At 67.1% G+C, this 26,525-nt stretch carries 30 protein-coding genes; 13 read left to right on the forward strand and 17 right to left on the reverse strand.

Features of this window, described 5'->3' with window-relative positions; translation table 11 throughout:
• Nucleotides 1–6: 6 nt before the first annotated feature.
• The gene (locus ACLKOY_RS05600) at nucleotides 7–2,046 is read right to left on the reverse strand and encodes an ABC transporter ATP-binding protein (RefSeq protein WP_436454097.1); all 2,040 of its coding nucleotides are present in this window, start codon (nucleotides 2,044–2,046) and stop codon (nucleotides 7–9) included.
• 179 nt (nucleotides 2,047–2,225) lie between these two features.
• Here ACLKOY_RS05600 and ACLKOY_RS05605 point away from each other — a divergent pair, with 179 nt between their 5' ends.
• Nucleotides 2,226–3,707 carry an MDR family MFS transporter gene (locus ACLKOY_RS05605; protein ID WP_436452784.1) on the forward strand — a complete coding sequence of 494 codons (1,482 nt, stop codon included), beginning with the start codon at nucleotides 2,226–2,228 and terminating at the stop codon, nucleotides 3,705–3,707.
• 28 nt (nucleotides 3,708–3,735) lie between these two features.
• On the opposite strand, the gene ACLKOY_RS05610 is transcribed toward ACLKOY_RS05605, so the two are convergent.
• Nucleotides 3,736–3,879 carry a hypothetical protein gene (locus ACLKOY_RS05610; protein WP_181164348.1) on the reverse strand — a complete coding sequence of 48 codons (144 nt, stop codon included), beginning with the start codon at nucleotides 3,877–3,879 and terminating at the stop codon, nucleotides 3,736–3,738.
• Nucleotides 3,880–3,972: 93 nt separating this feature from the next.
• Here ACLKOY_RS05610 and ACLKOY_RS05615 point away from each other — a divergent pair, with 93 nt between their 5' ends.
• A complete protein-coding gene (locus ACLKOY_RS05615; RefSeq protein ID WP_436452785.1) occupies nucleotides 3,973–4,554 on the forward strand; it encodes a 1-acyl-sn-glycerol-3-phosphate acyltransferase in 582 nt (193 codons plus the stop codon).
• Between the two features lie 10 nt (nucleotides 4,555–4,564).
• Here the strand turns inward: ACLKOY_RS05615 and ACLKOY_RS05620 are convergent, their stop codons facing one another.
• Nucleotides 4,565–4,786, reverse strand: coding sequence for a hypothetical protein (locus tag ACLKOY_RS05620; protein WP_436452786.1), 222 nt, complete (start codon nucleotides 4,784–4,786; stop codon nucleotides 4,565–4,567).
• 69 nt (nucleotides 4,787–4,855) lie between these two features.
• On the opposite strand from ACLKOY_RS05620, the gene ACLKOY_RS05625 reads away from it, so the two are divergent.
• On the forward strand, nucleotides 4,856–5,389 hold the full coding sequence (locus ACLKOY_RS05625; RefSeq protein ID WP_436452787.1) for a DUF6328 family protein: 534 nt from the start codon (nucleotides 4,856–4,858) through the stop codon (nucleotides 5,387–5,389).
• Nucleotides 5,390–5,409: 20 nt separating this feature from the next.
• Here ACLKOY_RS05625 and ACLKOY_RS05630 read toward each other — a convergent pair whose 3' ends face one another.
• Nucleotides 5,410–5,952, reverse strand: a complete 543-nt coding sequence (locus ACLKOY_RS05630) for a Dps family protein (RefSeq protein WP_140036599.1) — start codon at nucleotides 5,950–5,952, stop codon at nucleotides 5,410–5,412.
• 97 nt (nucleotides 5,953–6,049) lie between these two features.
• Between ACLKOY_RS05630 and ACLKOY_RS05635 the strand changes: the two genes are divergently transcribed.
• The 3 genes from ACLKOY_RS05635 to ACLKOY_RS05645 all read left to right on the forward strand — a co-directional run bounded on the left by ACLKOY_RS05635 (nucleotide 6,050) and on the right by ACLKOY_RS05645 (nucleotide 7,443).
• The gene (locus ACLKOY_RS05635) at nucleotides 6,050–6,589 is read left to right on the forward strand and encodes a GNAT family N-acetyltransferase (RefSeq protein WP_436452788.1); all 540 of its coding nucleotides are present in this window, start codon (nucleotides 6,050–6,052) and stop codon (nucleotides 6,587–6,589) included.
• A 77-nt stretch (nucleotides 6,590–6,666) separates the two neighbouring features.
• Nucleotides 6,667–6,966 (forward strand): Fe-S cluster assembly protein HesB, encoded by a 300-nt coding sequence (locus ACLKOY_RS05640; RefSeq protein ID WP_290161465.1) that lies wholly within the window; start codon nucleotides 6,667–6,669, stop codon nucleotides 6,964–6,966.
• Nucleotides 6,967–7,098: 132 nt separating this feature from the next.
• On the forward strand, nucleotides 7,099–7,443 hold the full coding sequence (locus tag ACLKOY_RS05645) for a LysR family transcriptional regulator (protein ID WP_042542034.1): 345 nt from the start codon (nucleotides 7,099–7,101) through the stop codon (nucleotides 7,441–7,443).
• Between the two features lie 3 nt (nucleotides 7,444–7,446).
• Here the strand turns inward: ACLKOY_RS05645 and ACLKOY_RS05650 are convergent, their stop codons facing one another.
• The 3 genes from ACLKOY_RS05650 to ACLKOY_RS05660 form a co-directional block, all read right to left on the reverse strand.
• Nucleotides 7,447–9,111 carry an ABC-F family ATP-binding cassette domain-containing protein gene (locus tag ACLKOY_RS05650; protein WP_436452789.1) on the reverse strand — a complete coding sequence of 555 codons (1,665 nt, stop codon included), beginning with the start codon at nucleotides 9,109–9,111 and terminating at the stop codon, nucleotides 7,447–7,449.
• 101 nt (nucleotides 9,112–9,212) lie between these two features.
• Nucleotides 9,213–9,749, reverse strand: coding sequence for an isochorismatase family protein (locus ACLKOY_RS05655; protein WP_436452790.1), 537 nt, complete (start codon nucleotides 9,747–9,749; stop codon nucleotides 9,213–9,215).
• A gap of 5 nt (nucleotides 9,750–9,754) precedes the next feature.
• The gene (locus ACLKOY_RS05660; RefSeq protein ID WP_436452791.1) at nucleotides 9,755–10,318 is read right to left on the reverse strand and encodes an alpha/beta fold hydrolase; all 564 of its coding nucleotides are present in this window, start codon (nucleotides 10,316–10,318) and stop codon (nucleotides 9,755–9,757) included.
• A gap of 235 nt (nucleotides 10,319–10,553) precedes the next feature.
• Here ACLKOY_RS05660 and ACLKOY_RS05665 point away from each other — a divergent pair, with 235 nt between their 5' ends.
• On the forward strand, nucleotides 10,554–11,660 hold the full coding sequence (locus tag ACLKOY_RS05665) for a N(5)-(carboxyethyl)ornithine synthase (RefSeq protein WP_436454098.1): 1,107 nt from the start codon (nucleotides 10,554–10,556) through the stop codon (nucleotides 11,658–11,660).
• Nucleotides 11,661–11,672: 12 nt separating this feature from the next.
• Here ACLKOY_RS05665 and ACLKOY_RS05670 read toward each other — a convergent pair whose 3' ends face one another.
• Complete coding sequence (locus ACLKOY_RS05670) at nucleotides 11,673–13,433, reverse strand: GNAT family N-acetyltransferase (protein ID WP_436452792.1); 1,761 nt, start codon at nucleotides 13,431–13,433, stop codon at nucleotides 11,673–11,675.
• An 84-nt stretch (nucleotides 13,434–13,517) separates the two neighbouring features.
• Here ACLKOY_RS05670 and ACLKOY_RS05675 point away from each other — a divergent pair, with 84 nt between their 5' ends.
• Together ACLKOY_RS05675 and ACLKOY_RS05680 are read left to right on the forward strand one after the other, a co-directional pair.
• Complete coding sequence (locus ACLKOY_RS05675) at nucleotides 13,518–14,297, forward strand: alpha/beta fold hydrolase (RefSeq protein ID WP_436452793.1); 780 nt, start codon at nucleotides 13,518–13,520, stop codon at nucleotides 14,295–14,297.
• A 76-nt stretch (nucleotides 14,298–14,373) separates the two neighbouring features.
• Nucleotides 14,374–14,664 carry a hypothetical protein gene (locus tag ACLKOY_RS05680; protein ID WP_436452794.1) on the forward strand — a complete coding sequence of 97 codons (291 nt, stop codon included), beginning with the start codon at nucleotides 14,374–14,376 and terminating at the stop codon, nucleotides 14,662–14,664.
• Nucleotides 14,665–14,727: 63 nt separating this feature from the next.
• Here the strand turns inward: ACLKOY_RS05680 and ACLKOY_RS05685 are convergent, their stop codons facing one another.
• From ACLKOY_RS05685 to ACLKOY_RS05700, 4 genes are all read right to left on the reverse strand, one after another.
• Nucleotides 14,728–15,222, reverse strand: coding sequence for a hypothetical protein (locus ACLKOY_RS05685; RefSeq protein ID WP_436452795.1), 495 nt, complete (start codon nucleotides 15,220–15,222; stop codon nucleotides 14,728–14,730).
• 162 nt (nucleotides 15,223–15,384) lie between these two features.
• Nucleotides 15,385–15,804, reverse strand: coding sequence for a hypothetical protein (locus ACLKOY_RS05690; protein ID WP_436452796.1), 420 nt, complete (start codon nucleotides 15,802–15,804; stop codon nucleotides 15,385–15,387).
• A gap of 23 nt (nucleotides 15,805–15,827) precedes the next feature.
• Nucleotides 15,828–16,901 carry a redox-regulated ATPase YchF gene (gene ychF, locus ACLKOY_RS05695; RefSeq protein WP_056376106.1) on the reverse strand — a complete coding sequence of 358 codons (1,074 nt, stop codon included), beginning with the start codon at nucleotides 16,899–16,901 and terminating at the stop codon, nucleotides 15,828–15,830.
• A 49-nt stretch (nucleotides 16,902–16,950) separates the two neighbouring features.
• Nucleotides 16,951–17,700 carry a class I SAM-dependent methyltransferase gene (locus ACLKOY_RS05700; protein ID WP_436452797.1) on the reverse strand — a complete coding sequence of 250 codons (750 nt, stop codon included), beginning with the start codon at nucleotides 17,698–17,700 and terminating at the stop codon, nucleotides 16,951–16,953.
• A gap of 59 nt (nucleotides 17,701–17,759) precedes the next feature.
• Here ACLKOY_RS05700 and ACLKOY_RS05705 point away from each other — a divergent pair, with 59 nt between their 5' ends.
• The gene (locus ACLKOY_RS05705) at nucleotides 17,760–18,353 is read left to right on the forward strand and encodes an exonuclease domain-containing protein (protein ID WP_436452798.1); all 594 of its coding nucleotides are present in this window, start codon (nucleotides 17,760–17,762) and stop codon (nucleotides 18,351–18,353) included.
• 20 nt (nucleotides 18,354–18,373) lie between these two features.
• Nucleotides 18,374–19,750, forward strand: a complete 1,377-nt coding sequence (locus ACLKOY_RS05710) for a DNA recombination protein RmuC (RefSeq protein ID WP_436452799.1) — start codon at nucleotides 18,374–18,376, stop codon at nucleotides 19,748–19,750.
• Between the two features lie 2 nt (nucleotides 19,751–19,752).
• Here ACLKOY_RS05710 and ACLKOY_RS05715 read toward each other — a convergent pair whose 3' ends face one another.
• Both ACLKOY_RS05715 and glpX read right to left on the reverse strand, forming a co-directional pair.
• Nucleotides 19,753–20,049: a hypothetical protein gene (locus tag ACLKOY_RS05715; RefSeq protein WP_436452800.1), complete on the reverse strand. Its 297-nt coding sequence runs from the start codon at nucleotides 20,047–20,049 to the stop codon at nucleotides 19,753–19,755.
• Nucleotides 20,050–20,206: 157 nt separating this feature from the next.
• Nucleotides 20,207–21,193, reverse strand: coding sequence for a class II fructose-bisphosphatase (gene glpX / locus ACLKOY_RS05720; RefSeq protein ID WP_053095530.1), 987 nt, complete (start codon nucleotides 21,191–21,193; stop codon nucleotides 20,207–20,209).
• A gap of 182 nt (nucleotides 21,194–21,375) precedes the next feature.
• Between glpX and fbaA the strand changes: the two genes are divergently transcribed.
• Nucleotides 21,376–22,404 carry a class II fructose-bisphosphate aldolase gene (fbaA, locus tag ACLKOY_RS05725; protein WP_053095529.1) on the forward strand — a complete coding sequence of 343 codons (1,029 nt, stop codon included), beginning with the start codon at nucleotides 21,376–21,378 and terminating at the stop codon, nucleotides 22,402–22,404.
• 61 nt (nucleotides 22,405–22,465) lie between these two features.
• On the opposite strand, the gene ACLKOY_RS05730 is transcribed toward fbaA, so the two are convergent.
• From ACLKOY_RS05730 to ACLKOY_RS05740, 3 genes are all read right to left on the reverse strand, one after another.
• Entirely contained in the window at nucleotides 22,466–22,996 is a 531-nt protein-coding gene (locus ACLKOY_RS05730) for a DUF6264 family protein (protein WP_436452801.1), read from the reverse strand.
• A gap of 278 nt (nucleotides 22,997–23,274) precedes the next feature.
• Nucleotides 23,275–24,066 (reverse strand): IclR family transcriptional regulator, encoded by a 792-nt coding sequence (locus tag ACLKOY_RS05735; protein WP_436452802.1) that lies wholly within the window; start codon nucleotides 24,064–24,066, stop codon nucleotides 23,275–23,277.
• A gap of 2 nt (nucleotides 24,067–24,068) precedes the next feature.
• Nucleotides 24,069–25,148 carry a 4-hydroxy-3-methylbut-2-enyl diphosphate reductase gene (locus tag ACLKOY_RS05740; RefSeq protein ID WP_436452803.1) on the reverse strand — a complete coding sequence of 360 codons (1,080 nt, stop codon included), beginning with the start codon at nucleotides 25,146–25,148 and terminating at the stop codon, nucleotides 24,069–24,071.
• Nucleotides 25,149–25,202: 54 nt separating this feature from the next.
• On the opposite strand from ACLKOY_RS05740, the gene xseA reads away from it, so the two are divergent.
• Nucleotides 25,203–26,495: an exodeoxyribonuclease VII large subunit gene (gene xseA / locus ACLKOY_RS05745; protein WP_436452804.1), complete on the forward strand. Its 1,293-nt coding sequence runs from the start codon at nucleotides 25,203–25,205 to the stop codon at nucleotides 26,493–26,495.
• The last annotated feature ends 30 nt before the right edge of the window (nucleotides 26,496–26,525 follow it).

Consider the following 26,525-nt stretch of genomic DNA (forward strand, 5'->3'; position numbering starts at 1 on the left):
CGCGTCTCACCCCTCGGCCGGGTACACCCGCTCGTCCGCGCGAGGCACCTCGAGCAACGGAACCGGCGCGGTGAGCGCATCGACAGCATCCGCTCCGGCCGAGTCCTCCGGCGCCCGGTCGGCTCGGCGGTCGACCAGTGCGGCACGCATGCCTCCCGAGACCGCCGTCTCGATGACCATCTCCGTGTCGAGCACGCGCGACGCGGCCACCTGCTGCGCGGCGAGCTCGGCGTAGAGACCTCCCCTGGCGAGGAGTTCGGCATGGGTGCCCGATTCCACGATCAGCCCGGCCTCGACCACGTGGATGACGTCCGCACCCATGATCGTCGAGAGTCGGTGCGCGATCGTGAGGGTCGTGCGCCCCTTCGCCGCTTCGTCCAACGCCTCCTGAACGACGCGCTCCGACACGGTGTCGAGGGCGGATGTCGCCTCGTCGAGCAGCAGCACGGGTGGGTCCTTCAGCAGCACGCGGGCGATCGCGATGCGCTGCTTCTCGCCACCGGAAAGGCGGTAGCCCCGCTCTCCGACCACCGTGTCGTACCCGTCTTCGAACCCGCTGATGATGTGGTGGATGTTGGCCGCGGTGCAGGCGGCGATCATCTCCTCATCCGTCGCCTCCGGGCGGGCGTAGAGCAGGTTCTCGCGGATCGTGGCGTGGAACAGGTAGGTCTCCTGAGACACGATGCCGACCTGATCGATGATCGACTCCTGCGTGAGGGTCTTCACGTCGGCTCCCGCGAAGAGCACAGCGCCGCCATGCGCCTCGTACAGCCTCGGAGCAAGGTACAGCACTGTCGTCTTGCCGGCGCCCGACGGACCGACGAACGCGACATGCTGCCCCGGTTCGGCGACGAACGACACGCCCTGCAGCGTGGGACGAGCGTCGGGCGCCGCATCCGGGTAGCGGAAGACGACATCCGCGAACTCGATCCGCCCGCGCGGGCCCGGGGCTTCGGAGACCGCGATCGCATCCGGCGCATCCTGGATCTCAGGCACGAGGTCGAGGTACTCGAAGATGCGGGCGAACAGGGCGGATGACGTCTGCAGGTCGAGCGACACCCGCATGAGCCCCATCAGCGGTTGCAGCAGACGAGCCTGGACGGTCGTGAACGCCACGACCGTGCCTGCGGTGATCGCGCCGGTGCCGCCGGCGATGAGGTACCCCGAGACGAGGTAGATGACGGCCGGGACGCTCGCCATCAGCACCTGGACGACGGCGAAGAAGCCCTGACCGCTCATCGCCCGCCGCACCTGCAGGACCACCTGGTTGCGGTTCTCGGCCTGGTAGCGCTGGGATTCGGTGCGCTGGCGATTGAACGCTTTGGAGAGCAGCATCCCCGAGACGCTCAGCGTCTCCTGCGTGATCGAGGTGAGCTCGGACAGCGACTCCTGCGTCTCTCCGGCGATGCGCGCACGCACCTGGCCCACACGGCGTTGCACGATGATCAGGAACGGCATCAGCACGACGGCGATCAGTGTGAGGCGCCAGTCGATGAGGATCATCGCGACAAGCGAGGCGATGACCGTGACGACATTGCCCAGGATGCTGGTGACGGTGTTCGTCAGCACTCCCGAGACACCGCCGACGTCGTTCTGCAGGCGGGACTGGATCACGCCGGTCTTCGTCCGGGTGAAGAACCCGAGCTCCATCGCCTGCAGATGCTCGAACAGGCGCACACGGAGGTCGCCGGTGACGTTGTTGCCCACCGTCGACGTCAACCACGTCTGGGCGACGCCGAGAACAGCCGACAGGAGGAACAGGGCGACCATCCCGCCGACGAGCCAGCCGAGGAGCTGAAGCTGCGGGCCGCCGCCGTCGACCGGGAAGAGCGCGTCGTCGAAGATGCGCTGGACGATCAGCGGAGGGATCACCGCGATCGCGGCTCCGATGACGACCAGCACGCCGGTCCAGAAGATGCGCCACCGGTAGGGGCGGAACAGCGCGACCACCCTGGCGCCCAGACCGCTGATCCGCGGAGCCTCGGCATTGAGTCGACGCTGCGCACTCTCGTCCACGCCGCGGAATCCGCCGCGTCCGCCACCCATGCTCATCTCGCCAGCGTAGTCAGCGCCGGAGACGCCGGGATCGGATCTCCTCCCTGATCATCCGCTGAGAGCGGATTCACCCGGATCCGGAATGGAATGTCCGAAGCTGTGGTTACGCTGAATGGTCCCCGCGCACTCGCGCGACCCTCCCCTCTTTTTCCTCGTGCCCAGGAGGCCGTATGTCTGCCGTCGACACCGGTTCGATCACCACGCCCCCCGCTGCTGCGGCCGGAGGCCAGATCGCCCGCAGCGACATGCGGGTGATCTGGCTTCTCCTCGTCGCCGCGTTCGTCGCCATCCTCAATGAGACGACGATGGGGATCGCGATCCCCCATCTGAACACCGATCTGGGCATCCCGCCCGAACTCGGCCAGTGGCTGACGAGCGCGTTCATGCTGACCATGGCCGTCGTGATCCCGACCACCGGGTTCATCCTGCAGCGGTTCACCACGCGCCAGGTCTTCATCGCCGCGATGACCTCGTTCTCCCTCGGAACCCTCGTCGCTCTCGTGGCACCCGGTTTCGAGATCCTGCTGCTCGGTCGCGTCATCCAGGCCGCCGGCACCGGCATCATGATGCCGCTGCTCATGACGACGATCATGAACGTCGTACCGCCGCAGTCGCGCGGTCGCATGATGGGCCGGGTCGGCCTCGTCATCTCGCTCGCCCCCGCGATCGGCCCGACCCTCGCGGGAGCGGTGCTCGAGACGCTCCACTGGCGCGCGCTGTTCGCGATCATCCTGCCGATCGCCCTCGTCTCCCTCTTCATCGGGGTCAAGTGGATGACGAACCTCGGCGAGACGCGCAAAGTCCCCCTCGACGTGCTCTCCATCCCGCTCGCGGCGCTCGGCTTCGGCGGCATCGTGTTCGGCCTCAGCCAGTTCGGTGGCGAGGGGGGATCCGGTGAGGCAGCCGGCATCACCGCACTCGTCGTGGGTGCCGTCGCTCTCGCGCTGTTCGTGTGGCGTCAGCTGGTGCTGCAGCGGATCGACGACGCGCTGCTCGATCTGCGGGTGTTCCGCTCCGCCAACTTCACGTTCGCCGTCATCATCATGGCGATCCTCGCGCTGTCGATGTTCGGAACGCTGACCCTGCTCCCCCAGTACCTGCAGAACGTCGCGGGCCTCAACGCGCTCGAGTCCGGCCTGATCCTCCTTCCGGGTTCGGTGCTGATGGGCCTCCTCGGACCGCTGATGGGGCGCGTCTACGACGCTCGCGGAACGCGCCCGCTCCTGATTCCCGGCACGATCCTCGTCTCGGCGGCGCTGTTCTACTATTCGACAGTCGGAGAGCACACCGTGTGGTGGGTGCTGATCATCGTGCAGGCCGCGATGTCGGTCGGTCTCGCGATGTCCTTCACCCCGCTGTTCTCCGCATCACTCGGGTCGCTGCCGCGTTCGCTGTATTCGCACGGCTCGGCGGTGCTGAACACGCTCCAGCAGGTCGGCGGGGCAGCCGGTGTCGCCGTCCTCACGGTGACCTACTCGGCGATCCTGCACGCGGGAGAGGCAGAGGGGCTCGACGTCGCCACCGCCGGAGCACCGGGGGCACGGATGGCGTTCCTGATCGCCGCGATCATCTCGCTCGCCGCCGTCGCGCTGAGCGCGTTCGTCCGCAAGCCTGCAGACGATGTGGCCGATGCCATGCACGGCAGCCACTGACCGTCACCGCTGCGGCGGCGTCTGATCGCTACTGCGTCTTCGGCGCAGGGAAGTGGCAGACGCCGCCGCTGCAGTATCCGGCGGCATCGTCATCAAGCAGGTTCGGAGTTCCGATCAGCGGCTGAAGCACGGTCGGTGCGTCCTGCTCGGCGGAGTCCTGTGTCTTGGCCATCATTCGATGGTACGCCTGTGTCGACGGGACGGCGCGAAAAGGCCCTCGTCGGACGACAGCGGATAGACAGGAGCTCTGCTCTACGGTTGACGAGTGCTCAAACGACTCCTCGCCCGCCTCTTCTGGGCAGTCAGCCGCTGGACCCTCACCGCCGAGGCGACACCTACGCGACCCACCATCCTGATCGGTGCGCCGCACACGTCGAACTGGGACTTCGTCCTCATGCTGGCGATCGCATGGCGGCTCGACATCGAGGTGCATTGGCTCGGCAAGAACAGCCTGTTCCGGGGCTGGCGAGGGCCGATCATGCGCAGCATCGGCGGCATCGCCGTCGACCGAGCCGACCCGGCACGAGTCGTCAACGACGTCGTCGCGCAGGTGCACTCCGGTAGCGTCTTCGGTCTCGTGATCACGCCAGACGGCACCCGCGGGGGCAACGAATACTGGAAGTCCGGCTTCTACCGGATCGCGAGAGAGACGGGGATGCCGGTGACACTCGGGTTCGTCGACCGCACGACGATGACCACCGGTCTCGGCCCCACCCTCGAGCTGACGGGTGAGGTCGCGGCTGATATGGACAGGATCCGCGCCTTCTACGCCGACAAGGCCGGCCTGCGCCCGGAACGCCGGACGACACCCCGACTCCGCGAGGAGCAGGCTTCCGAAGACAGCTGAGCGCGTCGAGTCAGTCGGAATCCTCGTCCGCGATCTCCGAGCGTGTCTCCGAACGGGCGTAGTCGAGGTCTTCATCCGAGAGCGTCTCGGTCATGCCGACCACCGCGCCCGTGATCGTCCGGATCTCGGCTCGGGCCCGCTCGCTCAGCTGCGGCGCCGACTCCCCGAGCACATCGACGCGCGCCTCGAGCGACAGCTCTGACCACCATTCCCGGATCGGGGGAAGCGTCATCATGATCTCCTTCTCGGTCGACGCACAAGCCGCTGGACAGGATCCGAGAGATCCCGCGAGACTGGCGGCATGGATCCCGATGAACGACCCGCGCCACCCGCGGAGGTCGACGACCTCCGCGACGGACGAGATGAGACGCGCAACGAGCGCGCAGACCGCAACTGGGAGGAGCTGCTGCAGGAACTGCGCGTGATGCAGACCGGCACCCAGATCCTCACGGGGTTCCTGCTCGCCGTGGCGTTCACTCCCCGATTCGAGGACATGGACGAGTTCCAGCGGGACGTGTACGTGGTGCTCGTGGGTCTCGCCGCAGTGGCCACCATCCTCGCGCTGGCCCCCGTGGGCATGCATCGGGCGCTGTTCGGTCGGCGCCGCAAGCCCGAACTCGTGCGGGTGGCCGCTCGCATCGTGAAGATCGATCTCGTGGCGATCGCCGCACTCACGATCGGCGTCACGACACTCATCATCGACTTCACCGTCGGCAGAACCGCGGGACTCATCGCGCTCGTCTCCTCGTTCGTGGGTGTGCTCCTGCTGTGGCTCGTCCTCCCCCGCCTCGTCCGGCGCGAGGCCGAGCGAGGCGGGGCGGACGACGAGACCTGAAGCGAGGCTCCCCGCAGAGGTCAGCGACCGGCCGGGGTGCGGTTCTCGGCGCTGACCATCCACGCGAACTGCTCGAGGCTCTCGAGCACCGCGTGCAGGATGTCGGCGGATGTGGGGTCTTCTTCATCGACCTCGTCGTGCACGTCGCGGATCGTCGCCACGACGGCGTCCAGACGCGCCGTCACGAGATCGATCGTGTCGGTCGTCGAGACCTCGCCCATCGGGAACGCCGGAAGCGACGTCGACTCGGCGATCGTGTCGGTGCGTCCGTCGGGCACCGCGTGCAGTGCGCGCATGCGCTCTGCGACCGTGTCGCTGAATGAGCGGGCGGCATCGATGATCTCGTCGAGCTGACGATGCGTGTCACGGAAGTTGCGGCCCACCACGTTCCAGTGCGCCTGCTTGCCCTGCAGCGAGAGCTCGATCAGATCGACGAGCACCAGCTGCAGATTGGCGGCGAGCGTCGCGGATGCCGTGAATCCCTTCTCGGCGTTCTGTCGTCTGGTCGTCTTCGCTCCGCGCTTGGATGCGTTGCCGGTCTTGGACGCGGTCTTCTCAGCCATGGAGTCCTCCTGGGGTTCGGAACTGCGAGGCTAGCTCCGCGCGCCGTGCGGATCGAGGGGGTTGACAGTCCCCCCGGTCACATCAGATCGTGGCGCAGTGACGAATTCAGAAAGAGCCCAGGCCGACATCGACGAGAACGCGACAGACGTGGTGATCGAGCCCGTCTCAGAATCGGATGCGGGTGAGGTGCTCACTCTTCAGAGGGCGGCGTTCGTCTCGGAGGCGCAGATCTACGGCAGCGCCGACATGCCTCCGCTGACCCAGACCCTGCCCGAGGTCGAGGCCGAGCTGCGCTCGAGCAAGGGGCTGACAGCCCGCCAGAACGGCCGGCTGGTGGGAGTGATCCGATTCGTCGAAGCCGACGGAGTGCTGCTGATCGGCAGGATCGCGATAGCTCCCGACACGCAGGGCGAGGGCATAGGACGCACTCTGCTCGACGCAGCCGAGCGTTCATCGACAGCCCGTGAGGCCGAGCTCTTCACCGGCAGCCTGAGCGAGGCGAACATACGTCTCTACAAGGCGTGCGGCTATGAAGAGGCGGAGCGGGTGCCGCAGGGCGACGGAACCGAGCAGGTGTTCCTGAGAAAACCTCTGCATCAGGTGGGAGACCCCTCCGAACCGGGCGCGTCGGGTTGAATCGCCCCCGGGGTGTGCGGAATCGTAGCCCGGACACGTCGCACCCGCGGCGTGACAGCAACCGGAAGGAGAGTCTCGTGCTCACCCTCACCGATAACGCCACCGCAATCGTGAACACCCTCGTCAGCCGCCAGACCGACGCCACCGACGCAGGCCTTCGCATCCATTCCACGCCTGCTGCCGGACCGGACGGAGGCGCACGCCTCGCGGTCCTCGTGACCCCGGACCCCGAGCCCGATGACCGGGTGGTCGAGGTGTCGGGCACTCGACTCTTCCTCGATGAGACCGCTGCAGCCGCGCTCGACGACAAGGTGCTCGACGCCGGCGTCGACGACGAAGGCTCCGTATCGTTCGCGGTGCTTCCCCAGGTCGCCTGAACGAGAGAATCGCCGGATGCCGCGGCTCATCGAGCCGCGGCATCCGTGCGTCTGGGGCACGCGCCCATCCGCCTCGCGTAGGTTAGACGGAGACCCGCGATCGTCGCGGATCGAGAAGGATCGTTCACCCGCATGAAGCTGGCATTGCTCCGTCGCTACGTCGTCGTCGCCGAGACGCTGCACTTCCCCCGAGCCGCCAAGCAGCTGGGCATCCCCCTGGCATCGCTCTACACCTCTCTCGACAAGCTCGAGGACGAGGTGGGGCACACCCTCATCAATCGCGAAGGAACACCGCGGCTGACGAGCGTCGGCGAGTTGTTCCTCGTCGAAGCTCAGGCGACGGTGGCCGCTGCTCCCCCGCCTGCACCGAAGACGGCCGGCCCGGCCGGCGGCAAAGCCAAGGCGTCCAAGGGCAAAGGCCGCGCGCCCGTCGTGAAGGGGCAGCCTAAGCCGTACAAGAAGCGTCAGGGGCGCTGAGCGTCAGAGCTCGCTCACCTGGCCGTTCTCGACGCTCCATCGACGGTTCGTCTGCACGGCCTCCAGCATGCGCCGGTCATGCGTCACCAGCAGCAGCGTTCCCACGTACGACTCGAGCGCCTGCTCGAGTTGCTCGATCGCCGGCAGATCGAGGTGGTTCGTGGGTTCGTCGAGCACCAGCAGGTTGACGCCACGCGCCTGCAGCAGCGCCAGCGCGGCCCGGGTGCGCTCGCCCGGAGACAGGGCGCCGACGGGGCGAGTGACGTGGTCGGCTCTCAGGCCGAATTTGGCCAGCATGGTGCGCACCTCCGCCGAAGACAGTTCGGGAACGAGAGCCTCGAACGCGTCCGCGAGCGCCGCGTCGCCGATGAGCAGTGAGCGGGCCTGATCGATCTCACCGATCTGCACGCTGCTTCCGAGACTTGCGGTCCCCTCGATCGGCTTCTGCCGCCCGAGGAGAGCTCGGAGCAGCGTCGACTTGCCTGCTCCGTTCGGACCGGTGATTCCGATGCGGTCGCCGGCGTCGATCTGCAGCGAGAGCGGCCCCATGGTGAAGGTCCCCTGCTGGAACACCGCGCCGCTGAGCGTCGAGACCACGGTGCTCGATCGAGGCGCAGATCCGATCGTGAACTCCAGCTGCCACTCCTTGCGAGGCTCCTCGACCTCGTCGAGGCGCGCGATCCGGCTCTCCATCTGACGCACCTTCTGCGCCTGCTTCTCGCTCGATTCGGCCGACGCCTTGCGCTTGATCTTGTCGTTGTCGGGCGACTTCTTCATGGCGTTGCGCACACCCTGGCTCGACCACTCTCGCTGCGTGCGGGCTCGGGAGACGAGGTCGGCCTTCTTGTCGGCGAACTCGTCGTACTTCTCCCGCAGGTGCCGGCGCACGACGGCTCGTTCCTCGATGTACGCGTCGTACCCGCCGCCGTAGAGGCGATTCGATCCCTGAGCGAGATCGAGCTCGAGCACGCGAGTCACGCTGCGCGCCAGGAACTCGCGGTCGTGGCTGACGAGCACGACACCGCCCCGGAGTCCACGGACGAACGACTCGAGTCGGTCCAGTCCGTCGAGGTCGAGATCGTTGGTCGGCTCGTCGAGGAACACGATGTCGAAGCGCGACAGCAGCAGCGCCGCGAGGCCGACTCGCGCGGCCTGACCGCCGGACAGCCCGGTCATGAGCGCGTCGGACGCGACACCGCTCGCGCTCGGGAGCCCGAGGTCAGCGAGCACCGCGGGGATCCGTTCCTCGAGATCGGCCGCGCCGCTGGCGAGCCACCGGTCGAGCGCCTGCGAATAGGTGTCGGCCGGGTCGGTGCCCGCCGGCGCGAGCGTCGGGTCTCCGAGCGCCGCCGCAGCGGCATCCATCTCGCGCGTGGCCGTCGCGCACCCGGTGCGGCGCGCGATGTACTCCGCGACGGTCTCACCGTCTACTCGCTCGTGCTCCTGAGGCAGCCAGCCGACGAACGCGTCAGTCGGTGCGAGCGAGATCGACCCTCCCATCGGCGCGTCCACGCCGGCAAGGAGTCGGAGCAGTGTCGACTTGCCCGCTCCGTTCGCACCGACCACGCCGATCACATCGCCGGGAGCTACCGTCAGATCGAGCCCCTCGAAGAGAATGCGGTGGCCGTAGCCGCCTGCCAGATTCTGGGCGACGAGGGTAGCGGTCATCAGACCATCATCTCAGGCCGGCGATGGCATCTCAGACTCGGGTGACGGTCCGGAAACCGTCTTGCTCCGCGGTGCCTTCTACGCCGAGTCGTCGCACGCCCTCAGAAAACGACCTGATCGTGCGTGGCGATCGCGAACTCCTGCCCGGGATACCGCAGCCCCGAGAAGTACATGTTGGTGTGTGCGACGATCTGCTCTCCCGAGATCGGCACGCCGTCCCATTCGGTGTCGACCGTGGTGTGGGCGTCGCTCACGAGCGTGACGTCGTATCCCTCGGCCGCTGCGCGCTGCATGGTGGTGCGCACGCAGAAGTCGGACTGCGCACCGACGATCACCAGGCGCGTCGCGCCCAGCTCGTCGAGCGTCGCTCGCAGGGTCGTGTCGGCGAACGCGTCTCGGTAGCCCTTGCGCACGAGGGGCTCACCCTCCGCGCGGTGCAGTGGAGCCGCCAGCTTCCACTCAGGTGTGCCCACGCCGACGGGGTCGTGATGCACCCAGACGACGGGCACTCCGGTTGCACGAGCCCTGTCGACCAGGGCTGCAGTGCGCGAGAGCACGCCCATTTCGTCGAAGCATCCGGGTGTCACGCCGGCCTGCAGGTCGATCGCGACGACGACGGTGCGGCCAGGTGCTGCCATCGCAGTCAGTCCCAGTCCAGGTATTCCTCGATGATCACGCCGGTCTCGATCGGGTGGTGCATCGGGAACAGGTGGTCGCCTGCGATCGTCTTGATGCTCGATCGGTCGGGGATCGCCGCCTGCAGTGCTTCGGCGTTCGCCGCGGGGGTGTCGGTGTCTTCGGTCCCCTGCACGATGAGCACGGGGATCGCCGGCGCGACCGCGATGTCGACGTCCTCGACACCGAGCAGAAGCAGACCGTTGGCCCGGTCGCTGTGCGCCGCCACCAGCGCACGTGCGATCGTGCCGCCGAAGCCGTGACCGCCGACCCAGGTGTCTTCGATGCCGACGTGATCGATCACCGCGATGACGTCATCGACGCGCTCGTCGAGCGTCGCCTCGGAGTCCGACCGGTGGCCGATCCGCAGCACATGGAAGCCCGCCTCCTCCGCGAGGTAGTGCGCGGCGACACCCAGCACGTCGGCAGCGAGCCCCTGCTCCTGGATCAGAACCAGCTTGACCGGGCCGTCTCCCTCATCCACGAAGGGGATGGCGCGGCCCTCTGGCTCGAAGATCTGGGTATCGGTCATGCGCGCGCGGCTCCTCGTTCGGCTGTCAGGGATCGACATCAAGCGTAGTCGAGCGCGTCTGCCGAGATCGGACTGTGCGACCCCTCGCGCGCCAGGGGCGTAGAGTCAGGCCAGGAGCTGACTCTGGTTCCCCGAAGATGGGAACCCGTTGTCCGACACGACACGTTCGTCCGCCGTCCGCCCCTCCACCTCCGCACAGGGCCTTCTGACCCTCGGTGTGCTGGCGAACTCCTCGATGGAGAATGAGCGACGCCTCCCCATCCATCCCCGTCACCTCGACCGCATCGACGCGGACATTCGCGCTCGCATGATCGTCGAGCGCGGCTATGGCACGGACTTCCAGCTCGAGCCGGGCTACGTCGAAGCCCGCGTGGGACGCGTCGCCGACCGGGCAGAGGTGCTCGCCTCCGCCGACGTCCTGCTGCTTCCGAAGCCGCAGCTCGCAGACGTCGCCGAGCTCGCCGAGGGGCGGACCCTCTGGGGCTGGCCGCACTGCGTGCAGGATGCGGTCCTCACGCAGACCGCGATCGACAGCCGCCTGACGCTGATCGCCTTCGAGGCCATGAACCACTGGACCTCGCAGGGTGACATGAGCCTGCACGTCTTTCACAAGAACAACGAGCTGGCCGGCTACTGCTCGGTGATCCATGCTCTGAGCCTCGTCGGTTCGACCGGTGACTACGGGCCCCGGCTTCGCGCGGTCGTCATCGGCTTCGGTGCGACGGCACGAGGCGCAGTGACCGCACTGAACGCGCACGGAGTCCACGACATCGAAGTCCTCACACAGCGCGGGGCAGCAGCGGTGGGCTCCCCTATCCACAACTCTCATCTCACCCAGCTCAACACCGACGACGGGCCCACGCACCTCAGCACAGTCGAGACGGAGGACGGCCCCGTGCTCCTCCCCGATTTCCTGGCGACGTACGACATCGTCGTCAACTGCACACTGCAGGACGTCGCAGCGCCGTTGACGTACCTGCGGACCGAGGACCTCGACCGATTCGCATCGGGCAGCCTGATCATCGACGTCTCCTGCGACGAGGGTATGGGCTTCGAATGGGCCATCCCGACGTCGTTCGAGGAGCCGATGTTCACGGTGGGTCAGGGCGTGAACTACTACGCCGTCGATCACAGCCCGTCATACCTGTGGAACTCCGCCACGTGGGACATCAGCGAAGCGCTGCTGCCCTTCCTCCGCACCGTGCTCTCGGGTCCCGAGGCATGGGCCAAGAACTCGACGCTCACACGCGCGATCGAGATCCGCCAGGGAGTGATCCAGAACCCCAGCATCCTGAGCTTCCAGGGCCGAGACGCCACCTACCCGCACCCCCTCGTCGCGTAGCGGGGATCCGCGCTAGATGTGCCGTTTCAGCCCGACGTGCGCGGTCTGGTATCCGAGTCGGGCATAGAAGGCGCGCGTCCGATCCCGTGCTTCGTCTGTGGTCACCTGCGCCAGTCGCGCGCCCCGCGCGCGACCGAATTCGTGTGCCCACTCGAGCATCGCCGTGCCCAAGCCCCGTGACCGCTCCCCTGGAGCCACTCGCAGTCCCTCGATCTGCAATCGGGTCGAACCACCACGGGAAAGGCCCGGGATGACCGTCAGCTGCATCGTGGCGACCATGCGGTCGGCGCTGTCGCGGACGACCCCGAGATAGTTGGAGCTGTCGCGAGCGACCGCGCTGAAGGCCGCCTCGTATCGCTCGAGTTCGACGCTCTCACGGTCCGATCCGAACTGATCGTCGAACAGCAGCGCTGCGATGGCCTCGATATCATCGCGGCTCGCACGCTCGAGCCGGAAGGTTCGATCCGCCACCTGCAGCCGTCCACGAACAGACGACCGCGCGTCCGCCTGCAGCCTTGCGACGAGCAGGTCAAGCCATCCGCCGACGCTGGCGCGAGCCTCGACGGTGTCGGGATAGCGGCATCGCAGGTGCAGCCCCGACTCATCCAGGATGAACCACAGCATGACGCCGTCGGTGTCGGTCGCTGCGCTGACGTACTGGGCGTCGAGCCCGACAGAGTCGATACGCACGGGCAGCCTGCGCAGGTCCAGCCACGAGATCGCGAACATCCCTGGCGCTACAGGCATGCCGCCCCACGGAGCGAGCACGTCTGCGAGCGGCCATGCGCCGAGTTGCACCGCCTCCTTCACCGCTGCCGCCGCCGCGTGCGGTTCGGCGACGTCCGACTCGAGGACCGAGTTGGTGATGAACCACCCGACCGAGTCATGCCACGTGTCCTCGAAGCGGCTGTGCACGGGGAACACGGCTCGTAGCGGGGTACCCGCCATCTCGCGCGTCACCGCGGTCATCGCGACCACTGCGCGCGCGAGGGTCGAGACACCGTCGTCACGGGCCTGCGCAGCAAACGCCGCGGCGTCGTCGACATCGAACACGTCACGCACTTCCACGCGCTCGCGGTGCGGCTCGGGCGCCCCCAGCGGCAAGGGGAACTGCGGCATCACATCCCCGCTGTCCTCGATGATGTCTTCCCACCGCTGACGCACGCGGTTTGGCGCAGCATCCCGAGCCAGCAGTGCTTGCGTGTGCTCGACGAACGCCGGCGCCGGCGTCGGCTTCGCGCCTGCCCTACCCGTGTCGAGCGCAGACAGCAGATCGCGCGCGATGACCAGCATCGACCACATGTCGACGTGCGCGTGATCCGCAGCGATCACGACCGTGAGTCCCGCCGCCGTCTCCAACACGCACAGCCGGTGCGAAGGATGCCGGTACGGCGAACATGCCGCGTCGAGAACCTCTCGCAACGCGTCGTTGACAGCCTGGCCAGGGGCCACCTCATGCTCGACCCAGCTTCCGGGGCCGATCTCGATCTCGTGCAGCATCGGATCGCCATCAGCACCGGGCGCGAATGCCGATCGCAACGTGCCGTGACGGGCGATGACAGCCAGCCATGCCTCGGCGATCGACTCTCGCCGAGTCGGTGCAGGCAACCGGAACGACAGCGCCATCCAGGAGCCCGGTCGATCGCCGGCTCCGACATGGATCCTCTGATCGAACGACACCGGGAGGGGGCGTCCGAGCGCAGACGCGCTGACGTCGTAACCCCAGAGCCGTCCGAACGGGAGGCGGAGGTGCGTGACGTTGGTCAGTCGCATGGGCAGTACCTTATCGCCCCCAGATAACCTGAAAATTACACGACTGCCCGACCCGATGCGGCTAGTCACCGATCGAGGAGCCCGATGCCCACTTTCGAGGTAGCCGGAGCAGAGCTGGCTGGCGCGCTGAGCGATGAAGGCGGACACCCGGTGGTCCAGTTGCACGGACTCACGTCGAGCCGGGCACGCGATCGGGTGCTCAATCTCGACCTCGGTCGAGGGCTCAGCGGAACTCGATTGCTGCGGTACGACGCACGCGGCCACGGTCGGTCGACCGGGCGCAAGGTCTCGGAGGACTATCGCTGGCCGAACCTCGCCGAGGATCTTCTGCGATTGCTCGACCACTGGTTCCCGGGCGAACCCGTCCACGGGGTCGGCCCCTCCATGGGCGCCGCGACTCTCTTGCATGCTGCCTCGCGCGAGCCCGACCGCTTCACCGGGCTCACACTCATGGTGCCGCCCACCGCATGGAAGACCAGGCCCGGTCAAGCCGCCATCTACCGAACGGCGGCAGCGCTCATCGAGTCCGACGGTGTCGAAGCGTTCCACGCCGCCACTCGCGGATCGACGCCACCCCCGGCCACCGTCGGTGCGCCGGAGACATGGCCCGACGTCGCCGACGCCCTCCTGCCGTCGCTGCTTCGCGGTGCGGCAATCAGCGACCTGCCTGCCCCTGAATCCGTCGCGCGAATCGAGGTGCCGACGACGATCTTGGCCTGGGTGGACGACCCCGGCCACCCGCTGTCGACCGCGGAATCGCTAGCCGCACTGCTCCCGAACGCGACTCTGACGGTCGCTCGCACCCCGGGAGATGTCGAAGCCTGGCCCGAGGTCTTGCGTCAGGACGTCGAGCGTCGCGGCTAGACCGGCTGTTCGCGCCGAGTGATATCTTCATGCGGTGAGGCCAGAGTTCCGAGATACCGCAAACGCGGCTTTCGTCGTGACCATCGTCGTGGACATGCCGATCACCAAGCTCCATGCCCTGGACGTCATCGCTTTCGCGGCGGACAGTGCCATCGGAGACGCACGCACCGCGTCCCCTCGGGTACCGCTTTCGCCCGATGCCTGGGCAGAGGTGCAGATACCACGCTTCGCCGATCCGCCGCCGATCGCCATCGACGTCTGCTCTGACGCAACCTTCGACGTCGCGCGCGCCGCCGCCGACCGCCTTGCGGAGGCATTGGTGCAGGTCGGCTGGACCGTGCGTGCCCGACGTAGCGACGCGATCTGATTCGCGACCCGCGGCTTCGTACGAGCCGCAGCCGATCTCCTCAGAACTCGGGCCGTACTCCGCTCAGTTGTTGAAGCGGAACTCCACGACGTCGCCGTCCCCCTCGGGCTGAACCGACGAGACACGCACCCCTGCGACAGCCGACAGCCCCACGAGGTACCGCGTCCCCACCTCGGCCATGGTGATCGACCGCAGCTTGTAGCCGAGAGGCCGAGGATGCCACGTGGCATCTGGTCGGACCTCGTTCAGGTAGATGTAGCGCGAGGTCACCTCATCCAAAGTGCCGATCCAGAGGGCGTTGCGTTCATTCTCTTTCTGAATCCCGACCAATTCGCCTTGACGCGCAACGCCGCCGAGGGCGGACGCAGTGCTGTCCAAATCGATGTCGAAGGGGAAGGAAGGTGGCCACTCAGGCTGGATCTTGACGAACTCTTGGGCAAACGTGTCGTCAGGCGTGACGCGCTCGACGTCGCGCAGTCGGAGCACGACGTACCCGTCGAAGTATCCGGCGTCGGTGGTCCGGGCCGCCAGGACCCACTGCTCGCCGATTCGAAGCACGATGCCATCGACCCGGTCGGCGAACTTCGGCCTGCGTTCGATGCGCAGAATCGACTTCGCCTCCTGCCCTCGTCGGAGCGCACGGTTCAACCGCCTGGAAACCACCGAATCAGCTCCTGCTCATAGATGAGTTTCCGATACGGAACTCCACCACGTCGCCGTTCACACCAAGTCCTCGAAGCTCTCTTCACCGGGACGCCAAACCATCCATGAGCCGTCCTCGAATCCCATGAGTTCCGCGATCTCGACGTGAATCTCGTCGAGCGTCGGGTGGATGACGAGTGCGCCGGTGTCCAGGGCGAGTCGAACGCCTGATCCCGTCCGTTCCGTTGTCGAAACGACCGTACCGGGCGTCAGCCTGCGCAGGGCATCCGCAAATCCGGCGTCCTTCTCACTCCATGTGCGTCCATCGAACTCGACGACGGGCCAGACGTAGCAAGTGAGCGTGACCGGGTCGCCCGCGCCGGGCGAGCCGTCGAACCGAAACTGCACATGGTCGTTGAGGACGAACTCAACGGAGTACATCCGCTCGCCGACAAGGCGCGACAGCAACCCGTTCGGCTCGTACATCTTCCGGTCCATCGCTGATGACTACTTGGACCCGCTCAGTTGTTGAAGCGGAACTCCACGACGTCGCCGTCCTGCATGACGTAGTCCTTACCTTCGAGGCGGGCCTTGCCCTTGGAGCGGGCTTCGACGACGGAGCCGGTCTCGACGAGGTCGTCGAAGGACACGATCTCGGCCTTGATGAAGCCCTTCTCGAAGTCGGTGTGGATGACACCGGCGGCCTGCGGCGCCTTGGATCCCTTGGGGATCGTCCACGCGCGCGCCTCCTTGGGCCCGGCCGTGAGGTAGGTCTGCAGACCGAGGGTGTCGAAACCGATGCGGGCGAGCTGGTCGAGACCGGACTCGTCCTGGCCGGTCGACGCGAGCAGCTCCGCGGCGTCCTCGGGGTCGAGGTCTATCAGCTCGGACTCGATCTTGGCGTCGAGGAAGATCGCCTTCGCAGGAGCGACCAGAGCGGCGAGCTCCGCCTTGCGCGCATCGTTCGTGAGCACACCCTCGTCGACGTTGAAGACGAAGATGACGGGCTTGGCCGTGAGAAGTCCGAGCTCGCGGATCGGGGTCAGATCGATTCCGGCGACGGACAGCAGCACGCCGCGCTCCAGAGCATCCTTGGCCGCGTTGGCGGTCTCGAGGACGACGGGCTCGATCTTCTTGCCGCGCACCTCCTTCTCGTACCGCGTGATCGCCTTGTCGACGGTCTCGAGGTCGGCGAGCATGAGTTCGGCGTTGATTGTCTCCATGTCGGACGCCGGGTTGACGGCACCGTCGACGTGCACGACGTCGTCGTCGGCGAAACCACGGACGACCTGGGCGATCGCATCGGCCTCACGGATGTTCGCGAGGAACTTGTTGCCGAGACCCTCGCCCTCGCTCGCGCCGCGCACGATTCCGGCGATGTCGACGAACGACACCGCAGCGGGCAGGATGCGCTCGCTGCCGAAGATCTCGGCGAGCTTGTCGAGACGCGGATCGGGAAGATTCACCACCCCGACGTTCGGCTCGATCGTCGCGAACGGATAGTTCGCCGCGAGCACGTCGTTCTTGGTCAGAGCGTTGAAGAGGGTGGACTTGCCGACATTGGGCAGGCCGACGATTCCGATAGTGAGAGCCACGGGGGTCGAGTCTACCTGGCGTGGATGCGCAGTCCCTGCGGGATGCCGGTCAGGCGCGCACGGCGCGGAACGCGTGCGTCACGTAGGGGAGGTCGATCGTCGTCTCGCCATCGAGCCCCAGCTCGTCGAACAGGTCGTCCATCTGCCGCGTGATCTCCGCGCGCTCGTCGGCGGGGGCGGTGATGAGGTAGCTGCGTGAGAGCGCCATCTGGTGCAGCCTCGCCCTGCTCATCGGGCGGGCCCACTCCCACTGCCGCTTCTCGATATGCGTGAAGGGCGCCTCGATGCGTGGGCCGTCGGAACCGGGGCCGTTGACCATGTTCTCGGCCGGGCTGCTGTGCATGATGTCGGTCAGGCGACGAACCCACTCCACGCGCTCGTCGCGGATGTTCCAGATCAGCCCCAGGACTCCCCCGGCGCGGACGACCCGTCCGAGCTCGGCAGACGCAGCTGACGGCTCCACCCAGTGCCACGCCTGACCGAGCACGACAGCGTCGACGCTGGCATCGGGCAGCGGCATCAGCTCGGCGGTTCCCTGGAACGTCGGAACGCCGGGAACGCTTTGGCGCAAGGTCTCGAGCATGGCGGCATCCGGGTCGACGGCCACGACCTCGGCGTCCGGCGCGTGAGCGAGGACGCGCGTGAGCTTGCCCGTGCCCGCGCCGACATCGACGATGCGACGAGAGCCGTGCGGCATCGGCTCGAGCATCCACGCGACTGCCTCGAAGGGATAGTCGGGCCTCCCGGCCTCGTAGTTCGCAGCTTCGGCGCCGAAGGATGTCGCTCGCTCGGTACTCATGTCGCCAGCCTACGGCGAGTCATCCGGGAGCGTCTCGGATGCCGGGAGAGAGTGGGGATGTGCCACTGGACTTCACCGCTATCGACTTCGAGACGGCGAATTCCAGCCCCGCCTCAGCCTGCTCCGTCGGCCTCGTGCGTGTGCGCGATGGTCGGATCGTCGCGACGGCCGGATGGCTGATCCGACCGCCCGCAGGGCACGACGAGTTCCAGGAGTGGAACACGAAGATCCACGGCATCCGTGCGCACGACGTGCTGGACGCAGCCACCTGGTCGGATCAGTTCGACCGTCTCTGCGCGTTCGCGGGCGCCGACGTGCTCGTGGCGCACAACGCGGGCTTCGACCTCAACGTGCTCCGGCGCGCGTCGGAGGCCACCGGCGGCGACTGCCCGCCGTATCGCTCGCTGTGCAGCCTGCAGGTTGCGCGCAAGACCTACGAGCTCGAGTCGTATCGGCTCCCGAAAGCTGCCGAGGCTGCCGGTTTCACCGGATTCTCCCACCATGACGCGCTCGCTGACGCGCTCGCCTGCGCGCACATCATCATCGATGCCGCCCGCAGGAACGGCGCATCCGACGTCTTCTCCCTGGCCGATGCGCTCAAGCTGCGTGTGACCGATCCGGTCGTCGTCGCTCCGGAGCGTGCCGTCGCCTGAGTCGCACCGGACGAATGTCCGTGGCCGAGCGCATCATGGAGCACATGGATGCTCTCACGCTCGTTCTCCTCCTGGCCGCTCTCGTGGCCGGAGCCGCAGTGGGATGGTTCCTCCGTGGCTCCCGCGGTGCGGCGGATCTCGCTCGTGCCGAGGCAGAGCTCGCCGCCGCCCGAGACGATCGCGACCGACAGTACGACCTGTATCGGGATGCCGTCGAGCACGCGAGACTCGAGCAGCGCGCCGAGGCGCAGCGCGTGCAGCAGCAGAATGCGGTGCTCACGGCTCTCGCCCCTGTTCGCGAGAGCCTGCAGCAGATGCAGCAGAAGGTCTCGGCCATCGAGCAGGAACGGCATGCGCAGTTCGGATCCCTCGCAGAGCAGCTCAGGCGCGCGCAGGAGTCCGACGAGGCGCTGCGCTCGACGACCGAGTCGCTCGCCGGAGCGCTGCGGTCGACAGCCACACGCGGCGTCTGGGGCGAGACCCAGCTGCGTCGCGTCGTCGAGGCCGCAGGACTGATCCGTCACGTCGACTTCGATCTGCAGTCGACCATCTCGTCTGATCGTGGTCAGGGGCGCCCCGACATGGTGATCCGCCTGGCCGGCGGCACGTCGATCGCCGTCGACGCGAAGGTGCCGCTGGACGCCTATCTCGAGGCGTCGGCGCTGCCGATCGGAGACGCCCACGAGGCTCAGCGGCGTACGCACATGCAGAAGCATGTGAAGGCCGTGCGTGCCCACATCGACGCACTCGCGAAGAAGGCCTACTGGTCGGGTCTCGACGCGAGCCCCGAGTTCGTCATCTGCTTCCTGCCGAGCGAGTCGCTCCTCGCTGCGGCCATCGACGAAGACCCGACGCTGCTGGACTACGCCTTCAGCAAGCGGGTGGCGCTCGCATCGCCCGTGAACCTGTGGGCGGTGCTCAAGACCGTCGCCTACAGCTGGACGCAGCAGGAAGTGTCGACCGAAGCACGAGCACTGCTGAACCTGGGAACGCAGCTGTACGACCGGCTCGGTGTGCTCGCCGGCCACGCAGACGACCTGCGCCGTGCGCTCGAGCGCACCGTCGACAGCTACAACAGGTTCGCCGGTTCCCTGGAGAGTCGGGTGCTCGTGACAGCCAGGCAGTTCCCCGGCATCAGCGCGTCGACGCTCGACGCGGTTCCGCCAGCAGTCACGGCACAGACTCGACGCTTCACCGCTCCCGAACTCATGATCGACTCCGAGCAGGATCGCGAGTCGAACCGTGACATCCACCACCCGGATGCCGAGACATCCGAAGAACCGGGTGCCTCGATTCAGGCCGACGTCGGAGACATCCGCTCCCGCGTCGGCAACGGAGAGTCGGTGCAGACGGGGTCAGCCTTCGGGGCGATCGAACCCGAAGAGACCCGCAGCTGACGTCAGGCGATGCCCGGTACGCCGCTGAGCAGGAGGATGACGAGGCCGCTGGTCACGACGAAAGCGCCGATCATCCACCAGGCGCTGACTTCGTGCCCCTCATCGAGGCGCTTTCGGAACAGCACGTCAGCGCGTCGAGCGGGGTCGGTGACAGCGGTCGTGACCATAGGCGGCGCCGGAGTCCCGGTCGGAAGAGGCACCCCGGCCTCATCGACGTTGATTCGCATGATTCGACCGGTGGGCGTCGTCACGATTTTGGTCGGCGCGGCCTTGGAACCACTCGTGTGCTGCGTTGTCATCGGTCTGCCCTCCTGTGCCTGCGGTGCCTGGCGGCTCCGTCGACGGCGACAAATCCAGTGACAATTGTGACACGGACGCGCGAGAAACCTCGGCTCGGCGCTGCGCACGGCGGTACCGGGTCGGTAACGATGACCCGTTCCGCTCAGCTCGCAGAGATCAGAGCCACTTCGAGACGAGGTGCTCCGAGGCGATCCTCCGCAGGGTTCCCGATGCACCGCGCAGCACGACGCTCTCGGTGTAGATGTATCCGCCCTCTCGCCGCACGCCGGCCACGAGCTGACCATCAGTGACGCCGGTTGCGACGAAGATCGTGTTGTCTCCGCGCACGAGATCGTCGGCCTCGTAGACCTTGTCCATGTCGAGGCCCGCATCGATGCCGCGCTGGCGCTCGTCGTCGTCGCGGGGCCAGAGCCTCCCCTGAATGTGCCCGCCGAGCGCCTTGATCGCACACGCCGTCACGATTCCCTCGGGGCTGCCTCCGACACCCACGCACATGTCGGTGCGGGCAGCGTGACGGGCCGCGTTGATGCCACCGGCGACGTCGCCGTCGCTCATCAGTCGCGTACCGGCGCCGGCATCCCGGATCTCCTGGATCAGCTGCTCGTGACGCGGGCGGTTCAGCACCGAGACGACGATCTCATCCACCGGCTTGCCGAGAGCTCCCGCGAGCTTGCGGATGTTCTCGCCGATCGGGAGGCGGATGTCGACCACTCCTACGCCGGCGGGGCCGGTCACGAGCTTGTCCATGTAGAAGACACTCGACGCGTCGAGCATCGATCCGCGGTCGGACACCGCGATGACGGAGAGCGCGTTCTGACGCCCCGCCGCAGTCAGAGACGTGCCATCGATCGGGTCGACCGCGATGTCGCACTCCGGGCCGCTGCCGGTGCCGACTTCCTCGCCGTTGAAGAGCATCGGCGCGTTGTCCTTCTCGCCCTCGCCGATCACGACACGGCCCTGGAAGGCAACAGTTCCGAGGAACGCCCGCATGGCATCGACGGCTGCACCGTCGGCCGCTTCCTTCGCGCCACGACCGATGAAGGGAACAGCACGGATGGCGGCTGCCTCAGTGGCCCGCACCAGCTCCATCGCGAGATTTCGATCGGGACGAAGGGGGCTCAGATCCGCTGTAAGACTAACCATGCGGTCAGCCTAACCATCTGGCGGGCCTGGAACGCCTGTTTTCGACCAGGCAACGATGAAGGAAGTGCGATTCTTAACGTGGGCGCAGGAGGAGGTGGTCGAACGGTCCGCTCCGACAGCATCCGACTGTCAGCCCCGATAGAGTGACTGCTGTCCCGGCTTCCCAAATCGCAGGAGTTCTCATGCCCGTCGCCACCCCGGATCAGTACGCCGAAATGCTCGACCGCGCGAAGGCCGGCGGCTTCGCCTACCCGGCTTTCAACGTCTCGAGCTCGCAGACGATCAACTCGGTCCTCCAGGGCCTGACCGAGGCAGGTTCCGACGGAATCATCCAGGTCACGACCGGTGGAGCGGACTACTTCGCCGGCCACACGGTCAAGGCACGCGCGACCGGAGCGCTCGCCTTCGCCCGCTTCGCGACCGAGGTCGCGAAGAACTACCCGATCACCGTCGCGCTGCACACCGACCACTGCCCGAAGGACGCCCTCGCCGGCTTCGTCGAGCCGCTGATCTCCGCTTCCGAAGACGAGGTCAAGGCCGGGCGCAACCCGATCTTCCAGTCGCACATGTGGGATGGCTCGGCCGTCCCCCTCGCGGAGAACATCGAGATCGCCAAGGATCTCCTCCCCCGCATGAAGAACATCAACGCGATCCTCGAGGTCGAGATCGGCGTCGTCGGCGGCGAAGAAGACGGTGTCGCTCACGAAGGATCCAACGACGCGCTCTACACGACCTTCGCAGACGTCGACCAGGCCGTGCAGGCGCTCGGCCTCGGCGAGCAGGGTCGCTACATCGCCGCTCTCACGTTCGGCAACGTCCACGGCGTGTACAAGCCCGGCGGAGTGAAGCTGCGCCCCGAGCTCCTCGGCGAGATCCAGCAGCAGGTCGCCGCGAAGTACAACACCGGCGCGAAGCCGCTCGACCTCGTCTTCCACGGTGGCTCGGGCTCGACGGACGAAGAGATCGCCCTCGCGGTGGCCAACGGCGTCATCAAGATGAACATCGACACCGACACGCAGTACGCGTACACCCGGGCGATCGCCGACTACATGTTCAAGAACTACGACGGCGTCCTGAAGGTCGACGGCGAGGTCGGCAACAAGAAGCAGTACGACCCGCGCGCCTGGGGCAAGATCGCCGAGACGGCCATGGCCGCTCGCGTCGTCGAGTCCACCCGTCAGCTCGGCTCCTACGGGCAGTCCCAGAGCTGACGTCCTTCCGACAGCGAGATGCCCCCGGCCGATCGGCCGGGGGCATCTGTCGTTGAGCTGCCTACTGCCCGGCTGTCTTCGCGACGAAGTCGATGAATGCCGGATCGTTCATCAGCGGAATGGCCGCGCAGACCGACGCCACGAGCAGGGTGACGGCCGCACCGACGAGCGGCACCCACCAGGAGAGTTTGCGGGTGCGCAGTCGACGGACAGAGAAATATGCGGTGAGCGACCAGCCGACAGCGAGGACGATCGCGGCGATCGTGCCCCAGGTCCTGCCCTCGGCGTAGTTCGTGAACTCCCCATCGACGCCGAGCACGCTCATCATCTGATTCATCGCAGTGGCGAAGTCCAGGTACGACAGGCCCGTCATGACCACGTTCACCAGACCGTAGGCGAGCAGAGCGATCGTCACGACTCGATCGACCGGGCGTGGACGCGCGGCGGCCGAACCGGTCCTTGCGCCGTCAGCCGGTGCCGGCGCTGCACCCGCCTCGACGGCCGGAACCACATCCAGCGGAGGCAGTCCTGCTGCCCTTCGCTGCTCATCGAGGGTCGCGATTTCGCCGTACTGGGGCCGCTGGTCCGTCATCCCAGCATGCTAGTCCGATCGGCTAGGAGATCCTCACAGACTGCGGGTGCCGAACATGATGGCGGCCCCGGAGGAGTGGGGACTCCTCGGGGCCGCGGACTCGGAACGCTGGGGACGCTCGTCATCCAAGTGGGTCGAGGAACGCTGGGGACGTTCCACCACCGGTAGCGCCGATTGCACAGACGACTACACGTCACATGTTAGGGAAAGCGCGTGCCCGAGCACCAGTGGCACTTCTTCAGATAGTGAAGAGCCGCGACGCGGTGGGGCGGCGATCGTCAGAGCGAGGCAGCGAGACGGGAGGTGCTTCCGCCCAGTGCATCCGCACCCAACTGCAGCGAGAGCCGCCGCGCCACCACCTTGAGCTTCTCGACGAGGCCGAGCTCGAGATGCGGATGACCCACCGGAAGCGAGACCGCGAGCGACGCCCGGACGTTCGGAGCGATCACCGGAACGGCGACACAGGCATTGCCGATCGCGTATTCCTCGCAATCCACGGCGAATCCCCGATAACGATCGAGCGCCGCAAGCAGAGCACGCGGGTCGCTGATCGTGCGAGGAGTGAGCTGCTCCAGCGGGTGACGCGAGAGATAGTCCATCCGCTCCTCGCGACTCAGATCGGCGAGGATCTGCTTGCCGAGCGCCGTCGCGTGCGCGCTCGAGTCGAGACCGACCGACAGATCGATCCGCGTGCTGCGAGCAGCATCCACGATGTCGACGAGGTGCAGCTCGCCGTCCTCGTATCGGGAGAGGTACGCGGTGGCGCCCACCTCCTCCATGGCGTGGCGCAGCGCAGCGCGGACGTGGGCGAAGAACACGCCGCCCGCATCGGAGTGCTTCCGAAAAGCAGGGAAATTCTCGCCGAGGACCAGACCGTCGGGTTCGGTCACGAGGTAGCCTTCGTGCACCAGCGTCCGCACGAGGTTGTACGTCGTGCCCGGGGTGAGACCGGCCCGCGCCGCGAGAGTCTTGACCGGCACCGGCCGTGACGAGTTCGCGACCATGTCGACCAGTCGGAGAGCACGCTGCACTGAGCCGATCAGCGTGGGCGCCGCCTCTGTGGCGGCCACCGTCAGGCGTTCCCGCTGGAGGAACGACCACCCAGTGCGCGCGCATCGCGCTGGCCCTGGGAATCCTGGCGAAGCTCCTTGGGCAGCGAGAAGATCAGGTCCTCCTCCGCCGTCTTGACCTCTTCGACATCGCGGTACCCCGCTCCATCGAGCGCATCGAGGACCTCGCGGACGAGGACCTCGGGCACCGACGCTCCGCTGGTGACGCCGACCGTGGCTACGCCGTCGAGCCACTCCTGCTTGACCTCTTCGGCGTAGTCCACGCGATAGGCGGCCTTCGCGCCGTACTCGAGTGCGACCTCGACCAGACGCACCGAGTTCGACGAGTTCGCCGATCCGACGACGATCACGAGATCCGCGTTCGCCGCGACCTTCTTGATGGCGACCTGACGGTTCTGCGTCGCGTAGCAGATGTCATCGGACGGCGGACTGTGCATCTCGGGGAACCGAGCCCGCAGGCGGTTCACCGTCTCCATGGTCTCGTCGACCGAGAGCGTGGTCTGCGACAGCCACACGACCTTCGACGGATCCTTCACCTGCACGGTGTCGGCTTCGTCCGGCGAGTTCACGACGGTCACGTGCTCGGGGGCTTCCCCGGCAGTGCCCTCGACCTCTTCGTGGCCTTCGTGGCCGATGAGCAGGATCTCGAAGTCGTCGCGGGCGAATCGGACGGCCTCGCGGTGCACCTTGGTGACCAGTGGGCAGGTCGCGTCGATCGCGTGCAGGCCGCGGTCCGACGCCGCCTCGACGACGGCGGGCGAGACACCGTGCGCGCTGAATACGACATGCGCACCCTCGGGAACCTCGTCGACCTCCTCGACGAAGATCGCGCCCTTCTCTTCGAGCTCAGACACCACATGGATGTTGTGGACGATCTGCTTGCGCACGTAGACGGGAGCACCGTAGCGCTCGAGCGCCTTCTCGACGGCGACCACGGCGCGGTCGACGCCGGCGCAGTATCCGCGCGGAGCGGCGAGCAGAACGCGCTTGTTCCCGACGACCGGGTTATCCTGAAGCCGCCCGGCCGCCCCACGTACTCGTGGAACGCGCGGAAGGGGCAGATGAACGGCAGTCGAGGTCACTCTTGAATTCTACCGTCGACAACCTGAGCAGGAGCGGGAAGGTGCACTGAGCGGATGACGGTCTTCGAAGCCTCGACGAAAACGGGCGAGACTCCACCGGCGGATGCGGTCGCTCCGCGCGACTCATCGGCCGATGCTCCGACGTCGGTCGCACGCCTGAACGGCACGATCCGCGACTTCGTGGCCCGCTGGAACACCGTGTGGGTCGAGGGCGAGATCACCTCCTGGAACGTGCGCGGCGGCAACATCTTCGCCCGCCTCAAGGACACCCGCTCCGACGCGCAGATCTCGATCCGGATCTGGTCGAGTGTGCGCCCGAGGATCCCCGGAGATCTGGCGGTGGGCGACCATGTCGTGGCCGCGGTCAAGGCCGACTACTTCGTGAAGGCCGGCGACTTCAGCTTCGCCGTCTCCGCGATGAAGCACGTCGGTCTCGGCGATCAGCTCGAGAAGCTCGAGAAGCTCCGACTGCAGCTGCGCCAGGAGGGCCTGTTCGATCCCTCGCGCAAGAAGCGACTGCCCTTCCTCCCGCATGTGATCGGTCTGATCACGGGCGAGAAGTCCGATGCCGAGAAAGACGTGCACCGCAACGCGGAGCTGCGCTGGCCTCAGGTGCGCTTCCGCACCGAGTACGCGGCCGTGCAGGGCGACCGGTGCGTGCCGGAGACGCTCGCGGCGCTGGCTCGTCTCGACGCCGACCCCGATGTCGACGTGATCGTCATCGCCCGAGGCGGTGGCGATCCGCAGACGCTTCTCGGGTTCAGCGACGAGCGCCTCGTGAGGGCTGTGGCGGCGGCATCCACTCCTATCGTCAGCGCGATCGGGCACGAGAACGATCACCCCCTGCTCGACGACGTCGCCGATCTGCGCGCCTCGACTCCGACGGATGCCGCGAAGCGCGTCGTCCCCGACGTCAGCGAGCAGCGGGCGCTGATCGCACAGCTGCGCTCGAGAGCGACGACGAGATTGACGCAGCGCCTCTCGCACGACATCGCGCAACTCGAGCAGCTGCGCTCGCGCCCTTCGCTGCGGTCTCCCGACCCGATCATCGACTCGCGTTCTCAGGACGTGTGGCTGCTGCTGTCTCGCGGACGCGACACGATCACGCGCCAGCACGATGCGGCCGGCCGAGCGACCAGCGAGCTGCGAGCATCCCTGCGGGCGCTCTCTCCCGCAGCCACGCTGTCGCGCGGCTACGCGATCGCTCACCTCGACGGCGGGGTGATCCTCCGGGACGCCGCGGATGCTCCGGCGGGCAGCAGGCTGACGATCACCGTCGACCGCGGCTCCGTCGCGGCACTCTCGGACGGCGAGATAGAGGAAGCACCGGTGCCCCGCTCCGACTGAGCGTGTCCTGCGCACGGCGTAGGATGGAGG

The sequence above is a fragment of the Microbacterium sp. K2 genome (genome assembly GCF_051365005.1).
In the GTDB taxonomy this organism is placed as follows: domain Bacteria; phylum Actinomycetota; class Actinomycetes; order Actinomycetales; family Microbacteriaceae; genus Microbacterium; species Microbacterium foliorum_B.

Coding starts and splice junctions, on each gene's coding strand:
- ACLKOY_RS05600 (WP_436454097.1), bottom strand. CDS start 2,046: ATGGGTGGCGGACGCGGCGGATTCCGCGGCGTGGACGAGAGTGCGCAG.
- ACLKOY_RS05605 (WP_436452784.1), top strand. CDS start 2,226: ATGTCTGCCGTCGACACCGGTTCGATCACCACGCCCCCCGCTGCTGCG.
- ACLKOY_RS05610 (WP_181164348.1), bottom strand. CDS start 3,879: ATGGCCAAGACACAGGACTCCGCCGAGCAGGACGCACCGACCGTGCTT.
- ACLKOY_RS05620 (WP_436452786.1), bottom strand. CDS start 4,786: ATGACGCTTCCCCCGATCCGGGAATGGTGGTCAGAGCTGTCGCTCGAG.
- ACLKOY_RS05625 (WP_436452787.1), top strand. CDS start 4,856: ATGGATCCCGATGAACGACCCGCGCCACCCGCGGAGGTCGACGACCTC.
- ACLKOY_RS05630 (WP_140036599.1), bottom strand. CDS start 5,952: ATGGCTGAGAAGACCGCGTCCAAGACCGGCAACGCATCCAAGCGCGGA.
- ACLKOY_RS05645 (WP_042542034.1), top strand. CDS start 7,099: ATGAAGCTGGCATTGCTCCGTCGCTACGTCGTCGTCGCCGAGACGCTG.
- ACLKOY_RS05650 (WP_436452789.1), bottom strand. CDS start 9,111: ATGACCGCTACCCTCGTCGCCCAGAATCTGGCAGGCGGCTACGGCCAC.
- ACLKOY_RS05655 (WP_436452790.1), bottom strand. CDS start 9,749: ATGGCAGCACCTGGCCGCACCGTCGTCGTCGCGATCGACCTGCAGGCC.
- ACLKOY_RS05660 (WP_436452791.1), bottom strand. CDS start 10,318: ATGACCGATACCCAGATCTTCGAGCCAGAGGGCCGCGCCATCCCCTTC.
- ACLKOY_RS05665 (WP_436454098.1), top strand. CDS start 10,554: ATGGAGAATGAGCGACGCCTCCCCATCCATCCCCGTCACCTCGACCGC.
- ACLKOY_RS05670 (WP_436452792.1), bottom strand. CDS start 13,433: ATGCGACTGACCAACGTCACGCACCTCCGCCTCCCGTTCGGACGGCTC.
- ACLKOY_RS05675 (WP_436452793.1), top strand. CDS start 13,518: ATGCCCACTTTCGAGGTAGCCGGAGCAGAGCTGGCTGGCGCGCTGAGC.
- ACLKOY_RS05690 (WP_436452796.1), bottom strand. CDS start 15,804: ATGGACCGGAAGATGTACGAGCCGAACGGGTTGCTGTCGCGCCTTGTC.
- ACLKOY_RS05700 (WP_436452797.1), bottom strand. CDS start 17,700: ATGAGTACCGAGCGAGCGACATCCTTCGGCGCCGAAGCTGCGAACTAC.
- ACLKOY_RS05715 (WP_436452800.1), bottom strand. CDS start 20,049: ATGACAACGCAGCACACGAGTGGTTCCAAGGCCGCGCCGACCAAAATC.
- glpX (WP_053095530.1), bottom strand. CDS start 21,193: ATGGTTAGTCTTACAGCGGATCTGAGCCCCCTTCGTCCCGATCGAAAT.
- fbaA (WP_053095529.1), top strand. CDS start 21,376: ATGCCCGTCGCCACCCCGGATCAGTACGCCGAAATGCTCGACCGCGCG.
- ACLKOY_RS05730 (WP_436452801.1), bottom strand. CDS start 22,996: ATGACGGACCAGCGGCCCCAGTACGGCGAAATCGCGACCCTCGATGAG.
- xseA (WP_436452804.1), top strand. CDS start 25,203: ATGACGGTCTTCGAAGCCTCGACGAAAACGGGCGAGACTCCACCGGCG.